This is a genomic window from Flavisolibacter ginsengiterrae DSM 18136 (assembly GCF_059568575.1).
Genome location: NZ_JCANTR010000009.1, coordinates 67,172 through 87,233 on the forward strand (window position 1 = coordinate 67,172; position 20,062 = coordinate 87,233).

The 20,062-nt window shown below is 42.0% G+C and carries 11 protein-coding genes; all 11 read right to left on the reverse strand.

Features of this window, described 5'->3' with window-relative positions; translation table 11 throughout:
- Positions 1–124: 124 nt before the first annotated feature.
- On the reverse strand, positions 125–2,143 hold the full coding sequence (locus tag BP74_RS11055; RefSeq protein WP_496374037.1) for an adenylate/guanylate cyclase domain-containing protein: 2,019 nt from the start codon (positions 2,141–2,143) through the stop codon (positions 125–127).
- Between the two features lie 53 nt (positions 2,144–2,196).
- Positions 2,197–8,082, reverse strand: coding sequence for an MBG domain-containing protein (locus BP74_RS11060; RefSeq protein ID WP_496374039.1), 5,886 nt, complete (start codon positions 8,080–8,082; stop codon positions 2,197–2,199).
- 350 nt (positions 8,083–8,432) lie between these two features.
- Positions 8,433–9,413, reverse strand: coding sequence for a phosphatase PAP2 family protein (locus tag BP74_RS11065; protein WP_496374041.1), 981 nt, complete (start codon positions 9,411–9,413; stop codon positions 8,433–8,435).
- 84 nt (positions 9,414–9,497) lie between these two features.
- Positions 9,498–10,214, reverse strand: coding sequence for a CDP-alcohol phosphatidyltransferase family protein (locus tag BP74_RS11070; RefSeq protein ID WP_496374043.1), 717 nt, complete (start codon positions 10,212–10,214; stop codon positions 9,498–9,500).
- Between the two features lie 79 nt (positions 10,215–10,293).
- Entirely contained in the window at positions 10,294–10,665 is a 372-nt protein-coding gene (locus BP74_RS11075) for a GtrA family protein (protein WP_496374045.1), read from the reverse strand.
- A 5-nt stretch (positions 10,666–10,670) separates the two neighbouring features.
- Positions 10,671–11,120 carry a phosphatidylglycerophosphatase A family protein gene (locus BP74_RS11080; protein ID WP_496374047.1) on the reverse strand — a complete coding sequence of 150 codons (450 nt, stop codon included), beginning with the start codon at positions 11,118–11,120 and terminating at the stop codon, positions 10,671–10,673.
- Entirely contained in the window at positions 11,117–12,445 is a 1,329-nt protein-coding gene (locus tag BP74_RS11085) for an inositol-3-phosphate synthase (RefSeq protein ID WP_496374048.1), read from the reverse strand. Before BP74_RS11085 ends, BP74_RS11080 begins: the two co-directional genes overlap by 4 nt.
- A gap of 212 nt (positions 12,446–12,657) precedes the next feature.
- Positions 12,658–13,161, reverse strand: a complete 504-nt coding sequence (locus BP74_RS11090; protein ID WP_496374050.1) for a hypothetical protein — start codon at positions 13,159–13,161, stop codon at positions 12,658–12,660.
- 46 nt (positions 13,162–13,207) lie between these two features.
- The gene (locus BP74_RS11095; RefSeq protein WP_496374052.1) at positions 13,208–15,121 is read right to left on the reverse strand and encodes a serine/threonine-protein kinase; all 1,914 of its coding nucleotides are present in this window, start codon (positions 15,119–15,121) and stop codon (positions 13,208–13,210) included.
- Positions 15,122–15,123: 2 nt separating this feature from the next.
- Complete coding sequence (locus tag BP74_RS11100) at positions 15,124–15,921, reverse strand: FHA domain-containing protein (RefSeq protein ID WP_496374053.1); 798 nt, start codon at positions 15,919–15,921, stop codon at positions 15,124–15,126.
- An 81-nt stretch (positions 15,922–16,002) separates the two neighbouring features.
- On the reverse strand, positions 16,003–20,061 hold the full coding sequence (locus BP74_RS11105) for an FtsW/RodA/SpoVE family cell cycle protein (protein ID WP_496374055.1): 4,059 nt from the start codon (positions 20,059–20,061) through the stop codon (positions 16,003–16,005).
- Between the last annotated feature and the right edge of the window lies 1 nt (position 20,062).

Sequence of the window (20,062 nt, forward strand, 5' to 3'; positions counted from 1 at the left end):
TTCTAAAAAATTTCCCGGATTGTTTTTTGTCACGCTATAACCTATTTAACAGGGTAATAATGAAGAATCATACCTATGATTTTCACCTCCCGATTATTTATTTGATTACAGGGATACCTGTTACTTATCCATAAAGTGTGTCCAGGTCAAACTTTTCCGGCTCTTTGTCAGAAACGGAAACATTCATTTCTTTTGAAGGTGCTTCAGTGAGGACTTGTGTTGATGATTCTACTAATCCATCTATGAAGTACATATCAACCTCCCCAACATTTTTCGCATATATCTTGCCCCTGTATTTGCAACGGAACCTGTCTTTTACCAATTCGTAGGTGGCAGAAGAAATATTTACCAGGCCGGGTTCTCCATTACTTTCCATACGACTGGCAATATTCACTGTGCTGCCCCAGATATCATAAGCATATTTTTTCTTGCCTACCACGCCCGCAACCAATGGACCCACGTGTATACCCACCCTTATATCCCATGGAGGCAGGCCTTTTTCAAAACGACGAAGGTTATTTTGAAGAACATATTGCTGTATTTCCAATCCTGCGTTTACTATATTATAAGGATGTTCCTCATCAGGAGTAGGAATTCCGCCGGCACACATGTAAGAGTCACCAATGGTCTTGATCTTTTCCAGCTTGTTTTTTTCGATAATATCATCAAATGCCATAAAACAATGATTCAATTCATCAACCAGTTCTCCCGGCGACATCTTATCAGCTATAGTGGTAAAGTTTTTAAAGTCTGTGAAGAGTACAGACACTTTTTCATAATCTCTTGGAGTGGCCTGGCCGCTTTCCTGGAGTTCTTTAGCCACTTCCTGCGGTAATATATTCAGCAGAAGCTGCTCGATCTGCATTTTCTGATGATCCAGTATCTTATTGATCCGAACCTTAACCTTGTAGTTACGGAATATGATAAATGCAATAATGAAAATGAGGATCAAGCCAACCATGAATGCATTTTTGGCGAAGGTTTGCCGCTTCAGCTCCACTTCCTGCAATTGTTTATCCTTCGTTAGCAGGTCAACTTCGCCCTGCTTTTTCTGCAGATCAAAGTCCATTTGGAGCAAGCCTATCTTTTTCCCTGTTTCCTCATTATAAATAGTATCCTTAACGTCTGAATATTTGCTTTGATAGGCAAATGCTTTTCCATAATTGCCCAACATGGAATATGCATTGGCTATTTCTTTATAAAGGTCAACGAGGATGCTATTGGCCTTGATCTCTACCGCAGGTGCCTCTGCTTTATTAAAATAAGTGAGCGCAGTATTGTAATCACCCAGTTTGACGTTGGTATTTCCCAGCCCCCTGTAAGCCTGTACAATATTGAATGTCACATTGAATTTCTGTGCAACGGCAAGGGCCTGTAAATGACTTTTCAATGCAAGGTCATATTTACCCTGCTTTAATCTTAGTTCCCCAATTTCATTATAAACATCTGAGCTACCTTCAGTCTTTCCGTATGCCTTCAATGATTTGGTATAAAATCCCAATGCCTTATCCAATACTCCTTTTTTAGCATACAGTTTTCCAATATTAACATATAGTGACCCCAGCGAATTGGTGTTACCCAACTGCTCACATATTGGCAATGCTTTTTCGTAATAGAAAAGAGCTTTATCAAAACTGGCTTCTTTCAAGCTGTAGATATTGCCAATATTATTCAGCGTCATCATGGTCTTTTCCTTGTTGCCACTATGTTCTGCTATTTTCAGTGACTTCAGGTAATATTCCAGGGCTTTCACATTATCTCCCTGGTTAAAATATATGGCACCAAGATTATTCAGCAGGTTAGCGATACCATCTTCGTCCTTGATGGCTTCATACACACCCAATGATTGCTTCCAGTAATTGAGCGTTTCAACATATTTGCCCTGGAAATAATAGGCAAGACCTATGTTCTTTAAAGCAAGGGCTTCCCCTTTGGGGTACTCCACTTTAGCCGCAAGAGCTTTTGCTTCATTGGCCAGGTTTATGGCACCTGCAGGATCTATATTGAAAAGCTCTTTGCTTTTCTGAATGAGTGTGTTGATCCTTGTTGTATCGCGGGTGAAATCCGCACCTGTGGTTTCCTGTGCACAGGCAAGCCTGGCGCATAAAAAAGCTACAACAATGAATAAACTTTTTAAATGCATAACATTGGTTTGATTAAGGTTAACATGTTTTCATAGATGGATCTGTGAGCCTGTTAAAAAGCTCTTGCCGAAATGACCAGCTTTTTATTGATCACTGTTCCTTTCTCCTGGTATTGAACAATATAAATTCCCGGGGAAAGGTTGACCGTCGACACTTCTTTTTTGATCAATTTACCTGGCTCAGTAAACCCATTGGAAATAGTTTTTACAAGCTCTCCCTGTATAGTATAGATCCTGATCATTGAGTTTCCTGCAACAGCAGGCCTGAAAGCAATGGTAAAGCCGGCTACTGCGGGGTTAGGAAATAGTTCCAGGAATTGTTTCTTATTTTGATCAACCATTGGTGTAGTACCTGGTATTATCCTTAAGGTTGCATTGGAAACAATAGAAGGATCCAGTAACAGGCAGGCTGTAAACTTATCAAAGGAACTGGAACTGCCGGTATAATTATTACCTCCGCCACCACTACCACCATTGACCAGGAAATTCAATAACGGAACCGGTGTTCCGGCCCTGTAAGTTCCATTAATGGAAGTCACCTTACCTGAATCTGCCAGTACAGGATAATCAAACTGGGGTTGATACGCTGCTATACCATAAGTCCATTGGTCAGTAAACGCTTTATCGGAATAAAACATTCCCTTCACTACAGAATTAGCACCATTCTTTTTGGTATAGCCATTAGTTGAATTAATGATCACCCCGGAAATGAATATATCTGATGTACTGCTAAATCCAACGGGTACCCTTGTGATCCAGATCTTTTTTACTATATCATATGTGGTATAAGGAACCGATGCATGCCTGTCTGCAATGATCTTGCCCCTTGGCATAGAAAGATTATTAACCGGGGTTGAGGAAGTAATGTTGTTGAAAGTAACAGAGCCACCGGTGAATAAAAGAAAATCTCCATCAGCTGATAATTGTCCACTAACCTTTGTAGTTAGGTTCAGCCATAAGGATGTTGGCACTTTTGTAGTACTGCCAAAATTGGTGAATGAATTATGCGTCAATAAGCATGGATTAGGATTAACTGTAAGCGTTCCATTTACATAAGTGATGGCATAGTTAGATAAATTGGTGCTTCCGTATCCTACTGCCGTAACTGGCGTAATTGGATAAGAACTTCCTGTTGCCCCCGCAGAACTTCCATCTGAAGAAAGACGGACATACTGTATGGAATCACCAAACATCAAACGACCGGAGGTTATGCTGAAGGCCGTACTATCCAATGCTATTTCCACTCCATATAATTTGGAAGTATCTTTTGCTTTAATAGTAAGCGGCGCTGGCAGGATATTAAGATTTCCCAGTTGATAATGAACCTCAAGGTTGTCATTCAACAATGCTCCTGGAACGATTGTTTGAATGCCTGCAGTAATGCCTGTGATAAGGTTGATGGATTTAAAATTACTTGGGCCCGTATCTCCGAGGTCTGTTGAATCAATGATCACAGGTAATTTATTAGAGTCAGACAAACTGTTTACAATAGCCACCGGAACGCCACCAACTATAGCCACCGGAACGCCACCAACTATAGCCACAGGAACCCCACTTACAATAGCCACGGGTACCCCTCCCACCATAGCAACAGGAACCCCATTGATCAATTGATAGGCGTCGAGTAATCCCCGCAGGTTAGCTGAAGGAATGGAATTGATCATGGAAGTGACAGTAGTATCCGGATTGATATTATATTTCAATACAGACTCCTGTGTGAGGTCCACCACTTTTGTAACCTGGGTTTGAGGTACGCCTCCCGGTGGTGCATATTGATTGGTTATGGTCCTGGCATTATGAATGGCAGCCGAATCGGCCATGAAACTTTCGTTGGAAACGACACTATCCTGCAGGCCGCTGACCATGGCTACCGGAACACCTCCTACTATAGCTACAGGTACGCCATTGACCACAGAGCTAACCATAGCTACAGGCACACCACCAACAATAGCAACAGGCACTCCTCCCACTATAGCTACCGGAACACCATTAGCAAGTGTATTGCTTACAACTACCGGTTTACCATTAATTACCTGGATAGATTGGTAGTTTACTATGGCTACCGGAACACCTCCAACAATCGCAACAGGCACTCCACCAACAATTGCAACCGGAACGCCACCCACCATGGCAACTGGAACGCCGTTTACCATATAATTTTTAACTTCTACAAGTTCTCCGTTAACAACTGTGACAGGCCTGTCATTAGCAAAAGCAATGACATCATTGGCTAACTGGCTTTGGTGAGAAAGCTGGATATAATTCTGTGTGGATGAAGGATTGGCCAGTGTAATAGAAGGATCGACCTGGTAAATAAAATGAATATTTCCTACTGCCTGTCCATATACCAATGTTGTATCCCTTGGCGTAACTGTTACCGGCAATTTTTGAATGGTAAGCACACCAGGTAATGAATCATAATTATACTTTTCCAGGAGTGCTGCATCTGTGGCATTTGATGGATCAAATTTTCTGGATGCCATTATTCTATACAAGCCTATATTGTCACCCACCTGTGCATTGGTAGAAAAACTTAGATTGGTGAGACCCAGGTCCTGCAATGTCAGGTTGGTATGTTGAAGAGAATCATTGTCAACAAGAATGGTAGCCGTAAAGGAAGGAAATATTGCACCGTATTTTTTTGATTTATTATCCGCCTTAATGGTTATGTTCTTTTTAATGACACCCGTAATGGATATACTATTGGAAAGTCCGCCATCCAAACCAGAAGGTGTTTTAGGTACAGTGTAAGAACTCAATAATTCAACACCGTTAAATACAGGCAAGGTGGCCACTGCCGTATTGTTATTAAGGATAGTCGTAGCCAGTGTATCTGAGCCCAGAAGTATTCTGGTGCCTGAACTGAGGTAATTGCCTAATACTGTCACTTGCATGGGTTGAGCACCCGGCACAAGGTTGGGATCTGTGAACTGTAGGCCTGTGAGCACCGGTGTAGGATTTGCAAGTGTTCGTGCGGCACTGTCAACCTGCACGAATCCATATCCTGTTCTGTAATCAAAACCAGGTACATCCATCGGGATGGTAGTGTTTGTCAATAGAGTTTTCACTGAAGCAGGACTGATAACCTGGTTATAAAATTTTTGTCTTGCCTGTATTAATAAGGCTGCCGCTGCGGCTACATGGGGGGCAGCTGCAGAAGTACCAAAGAAATTGGGCAATCCATCAGCTTCATAATCAATACTTCCAAATGCTACGGTGGTATTTACCCCATTTGGTCCAACCAGGTCTGGCTTAGGTGATGGAGTACCAAGGTAGGTTGTTCCTCCAATAGAAGAAAAGTTGGAGCGCGTGGGTGTTGCCACACCAAAAGCTGGAGTATTGCCATAAAATGCAGCGCCTACGGTAATGATCTCGGGGGTATTGCCATGGCCTACAATGGTAGAAGATCCTTGTATAAATTCATTGATCTTTAATTCGCCCCTGAAAACAACATATTTAAACCTTACATTACTGGTAGTGGCTGAAGCATCCAATGAGGAATTAACGATCAGCAGATCAATGATCGAATTTTGAGTAACGGTTAAGGTAAGAACTTCAATTGGATCGCCTCCTACATTATACCTGTTGAATCCAATTACATTTCCTAACTGGTCAACCGAATAAGCATCGAGGTCAGAAACAGTTCCTGTATTTCCCCCGAGCGAATACATATTCTCATCCCACTGTAAGACGATGGTATAGGTCTGTGGATGATCTGGCGAACCTTTAACAGAGTCTCTTTGAAAAACATCACCTCCTCCAAAATTATGAGCACGCCCTGCTAAACCAAAAGGAGCACTTCCCGGGGCAGGGTTAAAAATACCTTCGTAGGATTTATCCGCAAAATTACCAGCCGCGCTTACACAGGTAACACCGCTTGTAGTGGCTGCCTGGTAGGCCCTGGAAACCACACCGGCTTTGAAAAAAGGTTCTGTAATGAAGGTAATATCATCAACGATCACTTTACAATTAGCCAGGGTCAATGCTGCAATACCATCAGCAAAATCACCGGGGCTGATAAAGCCAGTCCTGTAAGCCAGCGGAGATTTGGGCGCTACATCATGTACTATTTGCAACATGGCGCGGCCTTCATCAGATTTTGGACCATATGGATAGTCCTGCAAAACCTGCACTGGTGTGGGATTTAAAGGATTGCCTGCTCCAGGCAGGTCCCTGTTGTTCACATCATTCGTGGCCGGGTCTCCGGGTAATGTATTGTAACTATCCGAAAGGACGCCGATCTTCACACCTTCACCAGAAAGGTTAAATCCATTACGTACAAAATTGGTGCGCATGGCACTATCACCTGCAGTCTGTGCAATACCTACGTTCCCCACTGGCGGGAATACAGGCATGCAAAAATTAATGAGGCTGCGCATGGGTTCTAAGTCAAACTTGTTCAAATTGGCTATAGGGAAGAAACCAGTAATTTTTAATGAATCCGGACCATTATTTAAAAAGCCCGTCATGCCATAACCTGCTGTTAGAAGCAAGGATTGAACTGTGGCCCTGTTGCCCTGGTAGACAACAACGTCTATTAATACTTTATCATTTACAATGAGAAACATGGCTTTCCCACTATCCAGGACGTTGCCATAATTAAGGTATAAAGAAGTTAGTTCCGCACCAATTTTAGAGTAATCTTTACCGGTAGATGGTGGCGGATAATACGGCAGTACGCAGCGTACACCCGTGACTTCGGCTGTATCATAGGCAGGAAAAATACAATTGGCACTGTATACGGACAGTATATATAAACCAACCGTTCCTACAGTAATGGAGGCTGAAGTACCAAGAATAGTTCCATCCGGTTTGCTCCAGCTATATTGAGGATTGGAATTGCTGCTTGAACCCGTTAAAACAGTTGTAGGATTCAGGCAATCAATTTGTTTATCCGGGCCTGCATTGGCATTGGGGTTGCAATCATTCAACCTAATAAAACTAATGCCTACGCCTGTCTGCATAGACACTGTACGGCCACTCCATAAGGCACCAATGATCTTGCTTTCACTGGAACCGGATCCCACATTGATGGATCCATTAGGAGCATACACAGTACCATACCAGGTTGACCGCTTGCTACCTGATGCCCCATTGCTGATTGTCCAGGCAGTGACACCATCCGGTGCTGTAGCCCCGGTTCCCATTACCTGCATATACACACGGGAAGCATCTCCGCCATTAGGAAAGCTGACTGTCAATTTATACAGGTCAACGTCCCCGGCCACGTATATACGCATAACTGCGTTCGGGTCATTTTTAAAATCCAGTATAAAGCTGTTGAAATTGCCATAGTTTTTTATCGATCTGAAATAGTAATTGCCGGCACCTGAAAAAGTAAGCGTTTTACTGCCCGGCAACACCATGTCTCTATATACATCCGGCGTTATGGTTCTTGTGTTGGATATGTCTGTGTTGCCGGTAGAAAAATTGGTTACCCTGGGCAACACTGGTAGGTTGGGAAACTGAAGGTTAGTGGCAATAGCCCCGCCAGATGGAAGGCTCCCGGTATAAGTTCCGGAATAATTAACTATACCCTTGATAAACCCACCTCCTAAAAGCACACTCCCTTTAATATTCAGATTGCCCGTGATAGCTGCATTGGATCCTGATTGAAAAATATAGCCCGGAGCTCCACTGGTGTTTTGAGCGGATATATTCCCGGTTATGGTATTACTGTTAGATAAATCAACCCGGCCTCCACTATATATATTGGCAGCAATAGTGGTATTACCAATTGTACGGAATAAACTATTGCTCCCTAAAGACCCTCCTGCTACAGATGTGGAAGTATTCAACTCAACTGAATTGCTCCCATACAACACGAAATCTTTTATGTTCAATTGCTGACCATTAACATGGGTACACAATAAAACAAATAAAGCCAATACTAATACATTACAGCCTTTCGAAAAAGCAGCACCATGAAAGTGTCTCATAAAAACTTATTAAACAGTTATTTCAGCAGCTTTCAACAGACCTTTGGATAGGCTTCATATTAACGGAGGCAAGCAGTAGTTTCAACGAGGTAGAAGGAATGAGACAGGATGTTTTCCTGTACTATCTTACAATAAAATAAATAGCTGATTTATAAGGGTTGGATAGATAGGATGTGTGGGGAAGCGGATAGTTTGTGTTTCAAATAACCTAATAAATATAAGTTTTAAGTGCCTAATTACCAAGACAATAATTATTGCATCATTTTGGTAAACATTTATACTGTTAATAATATTTATTATTCAACAAAATAAATGCTGCTGTTTTGCCAGGGATACTAACAGAATATTGCTCACCTGATGGCGATGATCATATTGTCCAACATCTTTCGACCCATGGGTGTATGGATGTACCATTGGAATAAAACAATTCCAAATATGGCACATAGAATACCGGCAAGAACATCGAGGATATAATGATGACCTGTATAAATAGCGGAAAACCATATACCCAGCATGATGAGCCCGAAAAGAAGATTAAACCATTTCATATTTCCTTTGATGCCATAATATAAAACGATGAGCATATAAGAAGCATGTAGGGAAGGCATGGCCGCAAATACATTGGAGCTTTTGCTATAAATACCCGCGAAAATATTAGACCCGAAATAGGAGTCAAACCTGCCCAGGCCTGCGGTGTTGCCCGGGGTTGAGGCAATGAAATGAAAACCTTTCTGGGCCACATACCAGGGTGGGGCCGCAGGGTATATGTAATAACCGATAAAACCGATCATATTTACCAGGAAAAATGTCAGTGAAAATTGAAAGAATAAGCTCTTGTTCCTGAAATAAAGAACCCCGGCAAAAATGAGTGGCACAGGTACCCAGCACAGGTAGAAGATCCCACATAGGACATCTACAAAGGTATTGTGATGCCTTGCAAAGAATTCATTGGGAGTTAAAAGCAGTCCGTTAGTGTTGATGCCAAAAATGTGCTTTTCGTGGTTATATAAGGATTGAATGTGAACGGCATTGAAATGGAAATTTGGGAATGCCTTCATATAATCAAAAATGATCCAGTATATGATAAATATAGAAAAGCCAAGGATGAATTTCCTCGTGGTTTTGCTGGCGAAATAAAAAGAATTGAATAGCAAAATCAAAACCATCTGCTCTGTTTTAAACCCAAGCAGTATATAGGATAAGGCCAAATAAATGGAAGAGGCCAGTAAAGAAAACCGGATGCTTTTAGGAGATAATAATTGAGACTCAGAAGGGCCGAGTTGAAACTCCGAAATTATTTCTTCCTGCACTTCACTACCCGATGGATACATTTGATTGCGTTCGTTTAATCAGGCAAATTTAAAACTATCCGCGGTAAGAAATAGTTAGGAAATAGCAAATGCAGTTTAAGCTACCTATAGGGTATAGTCTTTTTTATCCAGTGCCCTTTTGGCATCCATCAGGCGTTTGTAAGCCGTAATATTAGTGAGCACCGCAAGTATGGTAATAGGAATGGTGAAAATGGACATCGTCTCAAATACATGGTAACGAATGCCTTTTACATACAATTTATAATCACCGCCAATATACTGTGCCAGCAAGCCACAGGCAAGAGCAGATGTACCAATCAAAACAATTCTTTCAGGTCTTTGCATCAGCCCTCCTTTGCAGTCAATGCCTAATCCTTCAGCCCTGGCCCTGGTATAACTTACCATCATCGATCCGATAAGACCGATAAATGCAAATAAAGAAGAAATGAAATAATGATGTGATATCAGGTAATAGCATATTCCAAGGAACATGAATAGTTCGCTGTACCGGTCAAGAACAGAGTCCAGCAAAGCCCCGAAGGAAGAACCCATTTTACCAAGACGTGCCACCTGCCCATCGAGCATATCGAAAAGCCCTGCAAAAAGAATTAAAGCGCCTGCCCAGCCCACATAGGAAAGATCGCCACGATTGGTTTTTTCCGCTCCCAGGACAAAAATGGCAGCGACGCCAACATTTAATATAAATCCAATGACGCTAACAGTATTAGGCGTAAAACCAAGTTTGATAAGCAACCTGACAAAGGGATCAATGATCCTGTAAATTCCGAACTGCAGCCTGATTCTTAAAGGCTTTGTTTCCATAGAAATGGTTTTGAGGGTTCAACTATATAAAAAATGGCAAGCAGTAAACTACTTTCTTTTCTCATAAGTTGCAATACGCTTATCTGAATACAAATTTTTTTTGAAGAGGATAATTATAGGAAATAGCCATCAACAAAGAAACTGTTGCTTTTGAAATAATATAGTTGACGTGAGTATAATGCGTCAGCAGGAATACACCAAGGGTGGTGAGAATCAAATAACCTGTCCAGACCATAGTGTACCTGAACAACTGGACCTGGCGTGCTTTTTCCTTATTGCGAAAAACCCAGTTCCTTCCCAATGAAAAATTAGTAACACCTCCTATCATGGTACCAATGGCACTGGCCCATACATACCATATCCCAAATACTTCTACGGCTATGATGGTGCACCAGTAGTCAACGATCGAGGCAATTAAAGAAGCTAATTGAGCTTTAGCGAATGTTATCATTATAATTAAAAACCCATTTTAACCACTATATGAAGTAAGATATTGCTATAAATACCTGCCAGAACATCATCAGCCATTACTCCCCAACCTCCCGGCCATGCTTCCGCCTTTCTTATGTACAATGGTTTTACTATGTCAAAAAAACGAAAAAGAACAAAGGCAAGAGCAATATATTTCAGTTCAGCAGGAATTAAAAAAACACTGATCCACATGCCCAGCAATTCATCGATCACTACCCTGTTACTGTCTTTACCCCACTCAGTTTCTACCCTGGTCGCTGACCATATACCCAGCAAGGTCAGTGCAAGGATCACGATGACATCAAATATGGCATTTACTCCACGCACCTGGATACAGTACCAGGCTACGCAACCTATAAAAGCTGCTACAGTTCCGGCACCTTTTCTAATGTAGCCAATACCCAGGCACGTGGAGATCAATTTAGCCGTTATCATGACAACACTTCAACCAGGTCCTGGTAATAATCCAGTCCCAAATGGGTAATGAGGTCTTCACCCATCATATGGCGTAATGTGTTTTGTAATTTGATCAGTTGTTTGAAAATATCGTGTTCAGGACGCAATCCCGGAGCTGTCTGTGGCGATTTGAAATAAAAGGATAACCATTCCTGGATGCCTGACATTCCAGCTCTTTTGGAAAGGTCTGCAAACAAGGCCAGGTCCAGAACTATTGGAGCCGCCAGGATAGAGTCCCTGCACAAAAAGTTGATCTTGATCTGCATTGGGTATCCTAACCAACCAAAAATGTCAATATTATCCCAGCTTTCTTTATTATCACCATGAGGAGGATAATAATTGATCCTTACTTTATGATACAGCTCTCCGTAAAGCTCAGGATTGATATCGGGCTGAAGAATATCCTCCAGCACTGAAAGCTTGGAAACCTCTTTGGTTTTAAAATTATCAGGATGATCCAAAACATAACCATCGCGGTTACCTAAAATATTTGAGGAGAACCAGCCTTTTATTCCCAGGGCTCTTGCGTGAAGTCCCGGAGCCAGGATGGTCTTCATTAGGGTTTGACCCGTTTTGAAATCCTTACCACCAATTGGCGTATTGGTTTCTTTTGCCAGTTCCATCAATGCCGGGATGTCAACAGTCAGGTTCGGAGCTCCATTCATAAATGGAACACCCAATTTTAATGCTGCGTAGGCATAGATCATGGAAGGAGAAATGGCCGGGTTATTGGCTTTTAATCCTTCTTCGAAGCTTTCAATCGTTTCATGAACTGCAGAAACTTCTATATATTTTTCTGTGGAGCCACACCATACCATTACGAGCCTGGCACAGTCATTAGCTTCCTTAAAATTTTCAATGTCATCCATGGCCATTTTGGCAAGGTCCCATTTGGTGGCAGCCTCTTTAACGTGCTGACCATCAAGGTTAGATACGTAGGTCTTGTCAAAAACAGCTTTCATTGGTTTGATAGCTTCCAACTCGGCTTTCACGGCATGAAGCAACATTGGCTCCAGCACTTTGGCATGACTGGCAGCTTCAAAAACATTGTCACTGTAAACATCCCATCCGCCAAAAACGATATTGTTCAGATCAGTTAAAGGCACAAAGTCCTTGATCTTTGGAAAACGGTTCTCTGTTCGTTTACCTAAACGAATATTTCCCATTTGAGTTAAAGAGCCAACTGGTTGTGCCAGTCCTTTTTTAACAGCTTCCACCCCCGCTATTACAGTAGTGGCTACCGCACCTAAACCAGGGATCAAAACCCCAAGTTTCCCATCAGCTTTTTCGATTGTATTATGCATGTGGCTTGTTTTGATATGAAATAAAAGTCAAAATTATGCTATCGGATAAAACCCACAAAAATAGCCCCGGTAATGCATCAGAAGTATTGAAAATCAACTAAAGGCCTGTTTTTATCGTTGAATTGGCAGATCCTGTCTTTACCTGATAAATGGCTATAAAATAGGGGTAAGAACGCGCGGCAAGGTAAATATTTTAATCCGTTTCAGGCTCGTCAATTTTTAGAGTCCGTGGGTTTATCCTTTCCCCCAAATAGCTTATCCAGGAACTTTCGCAGGCCTGATTTGGATTTTTGCTCCTCCACAGGAGCTTTGTCAATGGCTGTATCACGTCTTACCACTGGTTTCGGGGGCAGGCTGTTAATGGAATCTGCGTGAAATTTTTCTTTGAGATCAGATGGGGAAGAATATAGGTTGGCGCTGTACACCAGTCGGTCCTCTGCATTATTTTTCCATACTGGTGAGGGCGGATTTTCAATGACAGCTTTTTCACCCAGGGAAAGTTTTTGCTCTTCGCTGAAGTCTTTGGTTAGCTTCCATGCTTTAGCTCCTTCATCATAAAACATGTATTTGCCTGTACCAACCTGGTAATATACATTGGCTTTTGGGTAGAAATAAACGGTTTTAACCTTATTGGATTCATTGTCTTTCCCGTTGATGGTCCTATAAATAATATAGCCGAGCAGGCAGATGACCAGGAAAGCAATAATTGTTTTCATTAATACCTTGTATTCAAAGAGTGTTCCAATAACCAACCCCGGCAATTTATTGTTGCACCTGGGCTTCCGTGCTGTCCTTTTTGCGGATATTCAACTCATCTAAAAGCCTTTTGGCAGTTGTATCGCCTGAAAACATAGCCTCTGTCAACAGTTTTGTTCCTTTAAATACATTCCTTTCATACTGGCAATTGTCATAATCATTGATTTTCAGGATTTCATCGCTGTCAGCAAATAAATACAAAAAACCAAGTGTCCTTTTAGCGGGTACATAGTTCTTATCACTGGCCTTTTGAATCCAGTTCCACCCTTCCTTACAGTCAATAGCATCGTTTTTTCGTTGCAACGCAAGATTGCCCCATTGATACATGGCTTCCGGGACTTCCTGCTGCGCCAGGTAATCGTAAATGTATAATGCTTCTTTCACTTCATTATTTGCCAGGAAATTACGGGCATCCTGCAACTGGGAATTGATATCCTCCTGTTTTAAACGGACGGCCTGTTGGGCAGAGTCCTGGCGGTGCCAGTCATCCAGTGTTACAAGGTCAGTTTTCTGAACCCAGCCTTTAGAGGTTTGTCCTTTATTATTGGTAAACTCTGTATATATAAAGCCATTTTTTTCGTCAAGGGCTGTGATTACGTCATTGGAGGGTATCAGATAGGCTCCCCGCCGGGAAGAAGGATCAGGCTCATTGTGAAAGTAAGCTCTTGCAACCTGTACCTTATATTGTCCAATAACAGTCCGGGGCTTAACTGGTTGCGATGCAGTGGCTGTTGTATCCTGCACTTGTGCATTGTTTTCAACCGGCTCAGATCTTATAAAAGTGTAAGCTACAAACGCAAGCACCAATGCCAGCAATAAGAACAACAACCATTTACCAGTATTATTTTTTTTATGTTGGGGATAGCTGGTAACCTGGGAATATTGGGGCTGTGTTTTGGTTTGTTCAAATTTGAGCAATGACCTTTGCAGTTCCTCATTTTCCTTTCGAAGCTTTGCAGTTTCTTTCTCCAATGTTTTTAATGCCTCTGTAGCAACCTGGTTATACATTGCCGGTGAAGTGCTGTGGTACACTACGAAATTGTGGAGTTCCGTACCATTAACAAACCTGTTAGCTGGCTTTTTTTCGAGGCATTTATCAATCATTCGAATGAGCCACTCCGGCACCTGCATTTCTCTTTCCTTTTTATCATCAGGCCAGGAAGCAGGCATATGTTGCCTGCGCAATGCCAGCATATCGGGAACAGGGCTTTCCATATGGGCTACCATTACCCTGTTGCGGGAGGTCTCGCCCCTGTCTCTTAATGGAAAAGGAACTATACCCGCTACCAATTCATAAAGAATAATACCAAAACTGTAGATATCAGTCTGGAACAACATTTTACCGTCGTTTTGCTCAGGAGCCATAAATTCTATGGCACCTGCCTGCCTGAGGCTTGTTCTTCTTTGTTCATCAGACATCATGGCCATTCCAAAGTCAAGGAGAATATAATTTCCTGAATGGATATTGAACTTTACATTATTGCTTTTAACATCACCGTGTTTTACATCTGCCTTATGACAGTGAGACAAGGCATTGGATAAGTGTTCCGAAACTTTAATGATCTCTTTGATAGTAAATACGGGATCGTGAGGAGATTTCAGCAGTTCCTCCAGGTCAGGACCTTCAATGAACTCCATTTCAATAAAAGGAAAATTACCCGTGTCTGTGATACCCGAACTTATGATCTTAACAACGTTGGGATTAGGGTCCTGGTTAACTTTCTTTAGTTTGTTGACTTCGTTTTGAAAATCTGTAAAGTGCTTGTCATCTAAAGTTTCACTATAAATTGGAGTAGGCAATAGTTTTACTGCAGATATGATCTCCCCTACTCTTCGAGCCTTGTAAACCGAGCCTTGTCCACCCGTTTTCAAAGCACCCATATTTTCCAGGCCTTCTGTAATTGTAAATACCCTTGCCATTTCTATAATTCGTTTTCATCTGCTGAATAGCTAAATTCCAGTAAAGCCGATTGACCCAGGAGGATCTGGTCACCCTCTTTCAATTCATAACCAACCCTGGTAGAATATAATTTAACCGGTTCACCTTCGTTATTGGACCGCACTTTGACTTTATTTCTTGGAGGCACCCCTCCTTCATCTGCAAATAATAAAAAATGCCCGGTCTCCTGGTCAAATTCTATATGTGCATGCTGCCGGCTAATATAACGATTACTATCGCTCTCACTTTTCTCCGGGAAAGCTATCGTGTTTTCACGGTAAAAACCATCTGCTGTTTGCACCTTCTTTTCCCGGCCAATAAAGATCTTGCCATTGCCGGAACTAATGTTGTATATTTTCTTTTCAGCCTCCCCCAATCTTATTTTTATAAATGCTGATGCGGTTTTAGGCAATGCATTTTTGCGCGTTACTACAAATAAAGAAGCATCAAGCCCGGGTACCTGCTTTGATTCAGGCGGAGCGCTATCAGAAAAATTAATATGTAGTTCCCAGTTGTCGGGAAGGTCAATGGCATAATCATCTGCGATTTTCTGAACTTCTTCATTTTTGAACCTTCCAGGATCATCCATGTAAACGGCTGCTTCATACATCTGCTTTTCTTCTTCAGGGCAGGTGATAAAAACCTGTATGCCTTTAATGTTGGAGCCTTCACCTCCTTCCGCTTTTTTCAACTGTTCTTTTATAAAACGCAGCAAAGTTTCTCTTACTGTTTTTACATCCTTATTGCCGTTTTCGGTATTCTTTTTAAAAAAATCAAACATGGAGTTTATTTAGATTTTCCAACTGGTTTAATAAAATGATGTGTGACATGTTTATTCACTTCGAATATTATATTCAGAAGGTCACTTCATTCCTTCAATATATCCAGCCTGTAGCAACTTAGGTATAATATGCTTTCCAGCCAACTTTACCGCCTCGCTTGATCCCTTTGCCTTTTCAATGCGTGTGCAAACAACAATATGACCCGGGCCCTTTGCTTTTGGAACAAAAAATACATACCACCCGTCATTTATGCGTTCACCCTTCCAGATTCGCTCAGGTGTACCGGTTTTTCCTGCCACTACCAAATGAAGGTCCTTGACTTTATTGGCACTTTGCTCCAGCATATAACTTTTTAATGTGGCTGCATATTGTGAATCATTGGCTATAGCTATTCCAGGTTTGGTTTGGATAACTGAATCACTGATTTTCAAAACAAACCGGTGAGGGACCAGGACGCCATGGTTGGAAACTGAGGCTGCAAGCCGCGCAATAGATGCAGGGGTAGCAATCAGTTCTCCCTGTCCCCATGCCATACCTGATACACCTCTTCCCCTTGTTTTTCGAATATCATTTTTATCATAGCTATTTAAACTGGAGAATTCGGTTCTTCTCCAGAATTTGCGCCAGCTTTCTTCCTGTTTTTCATTAACGGGATTTCTTTCATAATAATAACCACCTACACCGTGAAGGAACATGCCGGTTTGCATATAAATAGTAGCCATCTCCTCCTGCAATCGTTCTTCATTGGCCAATTTGATAAAGTAGGAATTATTTGATCTTACCAGGGCCCTTTCCAGGGTAATGTTTCCCGCCTCATCAGGTTCGGCGCTTTTTATACGAATCAGGTCCTGTGGTTTTATCAATATTGTTTTCCTGGCTGCGGCCATTCCCAGTTTATTAAATGCAGCCAGGGAGGTGGCAATTTTAGCTGTGGACCCTGGTTGCGTGGCATAAGTAAACCCAAGATCAGTATTCGTGTTCCAGGAGAGTAGCTTATTCTGTTCAGCAAGTGAAAGATTTAACTGGTCCCAGTTATTTACCGGGGGTAATGGGTACATGGCCGATGCCAGCACATCACCTGTTGAATCATCCAGAATTACTGCAGATATCCTGTTGTCCTGTAAAGAATCATCTTTGGCAATTGATTGCTGTATGCTCGTTTGCAGCGCAGCATCCATAGATAACTGCACATCACGGTTTCTTTTTTTAAACGCTTCAACCTGTTCACTATTGATACCTGCCAATAGCAACGGCGCAAGCACAGTATAGTCTTTCCGGGATACCGTCATTTCAGTAATACGACGCGGCAAAAAACGGTTCTCCCTGAAACGGGAAGCTGAAACCGTAAATGCTTTGACCGGAGTTTCAAATCCTCTCAGTTCTGCATCAAGCGCATATTCCGCAAAAAAACCATTGTTGCCGCCATTGAAGACATTGGTGTTGGCATCACCCACCCAAAAGAACATTTGCTCGGCAAAAGGATAATACCTGTCAGAACGTTTATGTGATATGGATTGAAGATTTCGGGGATCCAGTCCATCCTTCACCAGGGAATCTTTTTGTGCAGCTATCATCTCAGGCTTACTTGTTGCCAGCAGCGTACCGCGTCGGTCAAATAAAGATCCTGCCTGTAATTTATTGATAAGAATGGCTATGCGGGGGTTATAACTGAACATGCGGGCACCACTCCTGTCGGCAACAAGGGCTGGCTGCACTACCCACTGCTTATTATTGAACAGGTACCTGGAGACATTTACAGTTAAAAGCAGTAGTCCAATACATGCAGCTACCAGGGCAGGGAGTAAATTTTTATCCTGTTGTTTAGAAATATAATTCATCTGTACCGCAGAGCCCCTGATCATGGATGCGGATAAAAGAAATCCTGCGGCTATCATATTGCACATGAGAGAAGTGCCACCATAACTTACAAAAGGAAGGGAAACTCCTGAAAGTGGAAGAGCTCCGATGGACCCCCCTGCTATCAGGAGAAATTGTATAAAACTGCCAATGCCGATGCCTGCGCATACATAAAAAAGGAATGGCCTGCCAGTTTGCCTTCCGATTATAATGGAACGATGCAGGTAAATCAGAAACAGTATAAAAACAGAAATGATACCGGCCCAACCAAAATCTTCCCCTATGGAAGGAAGTATCATATCGGTATGTGCTTCAGGTATGGTCTTGGCAAAGCCTTCACCCACGCCCTGGCCTTGAATGCCCCCGCTTGACATGGCCCAGATACCATTGGCTATCTGGTCACCGCCGAAGACCTCATTATCCCATTTATTCAGCCATATAGCTTTGCGGTCTGTTAATCGTTGAACAGGTCCCGGAAAAATATTATGAAGAAGCGGCACCTGGTCAATCAACATGAAACCAGACACCACTACCAGGGCCATTATAGCTGACTCACTTAGTTGCTTCCTTACAAAAAGCATAACCAGTAACATGATGAGAATGGTAACTCCTGTAGATATCCAGATGTTCTTTAATACCCAATTGGCGAGCACATATAAAACAACTGAAGCTACCATAAAGGCAAAATCACCCCTTGAAAAAGAGAACAGGATGATAAAGGTGAAGCAAACAACTATTGCAGGGCCAAGATCACCCAACATCAGGAATAAAAGGATTGAAGCTATGATGGCACCCAATGCCATCCAGAAAAACGACCATCGTTTATTCATGGTGACATATTCGGCAAGGAACCTTTCGTTGGCAGCAAAAAAGCCAGCAAGGAAAATAATAATGAGAAATTTTACGATTTCGCTTGGCTGGAACCCAAAAAGATTGACCTTAACTCCGCTTCCTTCCGGACCGGTGCCAAGTATGATCGTTAACAATAACAAAAGCATGGCTAACCCTGCCCATTGGATTCCCTTAGAACCCCTGTTGTCTTTAAAGGCGAACATCCTGTACAATCCCGAATCTGTGGTAAACCTCCGCAGGTCAAATAACAGCAAAACCAGAATACCGGTAAATCCTCCCAACAGGTACCACAATGTACTCCTGGCAAGGAAACGATCCCTTAAAGGATCCTGCAGGCTTAATAAGGTCAATAAGGATAAGCCGGTGAGTAACATTACCACCGGAAGTATGTATTGGTCAGTACCCGTAAATTTTAAACTAACAATACTATGTAGCAGGAAAAATCCAATAAAAAATACAATGATAATGATCCAATACCATTTAGCCACCTGATCGGGTGTACGAACTATCAGTGAACCCTCTTTTTTAAGATCTGTAAAATCTTTAGTTGATAATAATTTGATGGTATGCGGTGACTGAAGAAAAGTAAAAGAAACATCTTCATTCAGTTCCTGCACTCCTTTTGAAGGACCAAACTGAAAGCCTGGCTGCAAGGGCAAAAATTCATAGGATTTCCCTTCCGGTAACCCGGTGAACGAAAACTTTCCTTCCGCATCAGTCCGCGTATAAGCTACTAAAGAGATCAATTGACTCCTGTTAAAAGAATCAGTTGCGTACACTTTTTGAACAGCAGCTGTTTTTTGAATGCGCTGCCCGGTGGCATCGGTAATTTCTGCACTATATATACTATCCTGCGGTATCACCATGGAAAGCCTGACCAGGACGCCGCTAACTTTTAATGCATTGGCGTTGCGGATGGTTCCTGAAATAGTGTGCGTGCCCAGGCCAATATTTATAGTGGACGCAAGTGAGGGAGGTTTTGTTCTTTCCTGGTCAAACCGTAAAGAATCATCACCGGTGAACCCCAGGAGTTTTCTTGAAACCTCTACTCTTTTTTTAAATGATTCACCACCTGAACTATAGGCCTCGTCGGCATTGACATTATACTTTGACTTATTGAGTTCACCAATATTATCAATTATATTGTCTTCGGGGTTTAGCCTTTGACTAACAACGGAACTGATTAATTGAATATCCCTGGGATCTTCAAAATAAAAACCTTTCTCCAGCATTTGCTTTAAATGCTGCCCGGGGCTTCCATCATTCAAATTCACAATAGTCCCTTGCGCTACCCGTGCAGGGATATCTGAAAAATCTCTTTTTAATACTGTAAATAAGGAATTAAAAAGAAGCAGTAAAATGATTGTAATGCCAATTAAGCCTATCCGTTCCTTTACCCTTGAAGTATTTTGCTTCAGACCGTTTGTCATT

Excerpts from the sequence above, each read along its gene's own strand:
- BP74_RS11055 (WP_496374037.1), bottom strand. The coding sequence starts at position 2,143 with ATGCATTTAAAAAGTTTATTCATTGTTGTAGCTTTTTTATGCGCCAGG.
- BP74_RS11060 (WP_496374039.1), bottom strand. The coding sequence starts at position 8,082 with ATGAGACACTTTCATGGTGCTGCTTTTTCGAAAGGCTGTAATGTATTA.
- BP74_RS11065 (WP_496374041.1), bottom strand. The coding sequence starts at position 9,413 with ATGTATCCATCGGGTAGTGAAGTGCAGGAAGAAATAATTTCGGAGTTT.
- BP74_RS11070 (WP_496374043.1), bottom strand. The coding sequence starts at position 10,214 with ATGGAAACAAAGCCTTTAAGAATCAGGCTGCAGTTCGGAATTTACAGG.
- BP74_RS11075 (WP_496374045.1), bottom strand. The coding sequence starts at position 10,665 with ATGATAACATTCGCTAAAGCTCAATTAGCTTCTTTAATTGCCTCGATC.
- BP74_RS11080 (WP_496374047.1), bottom strand. The coding sequence starts at position 11,120 with ATGATAACGGCTAAATTGATCTCCACGTGCCTGGGTATTGGCTACATT.
- BP74_RS11085 (WP_496374048.1), bottom strand. The coding sequence starts at position 12,445 with ATGCATAATACAATCGAAAAAGCTGATGGGAAACTTGGGGTTTTGATC.
- BP74_RS11090 (WP_496374050.1), bottom strand. The coding sequence starts at position 13,161 with ATGAAAACAATTATTGCTTTCCTGGTCATCTGCCTGCTCGGCTATATT.
- BP74_RS11095 (WP_496374052.1), bottom strand. The coding sequence starts at position 15,121 with ATGGCAAGGGTATTTACAATTACAGAAGGCCTGGAAAATATGGGTGCT.
- BP74_RS11100 (WP_496374053.1), bottom strand. The coding sequence starts at position 15,921 with ATGTTTGATTTTTTTAAAAAGAATACCGAAAACGGCAATAAGGATGTA.
- BP74_RS11105 (WP_496374055.1), bottom strand. The coding sequence starts at position 20,061 with ATGACAAACGGTCTGAAGCAAAATACTTCAAGGGTAAAGGAACGGATA.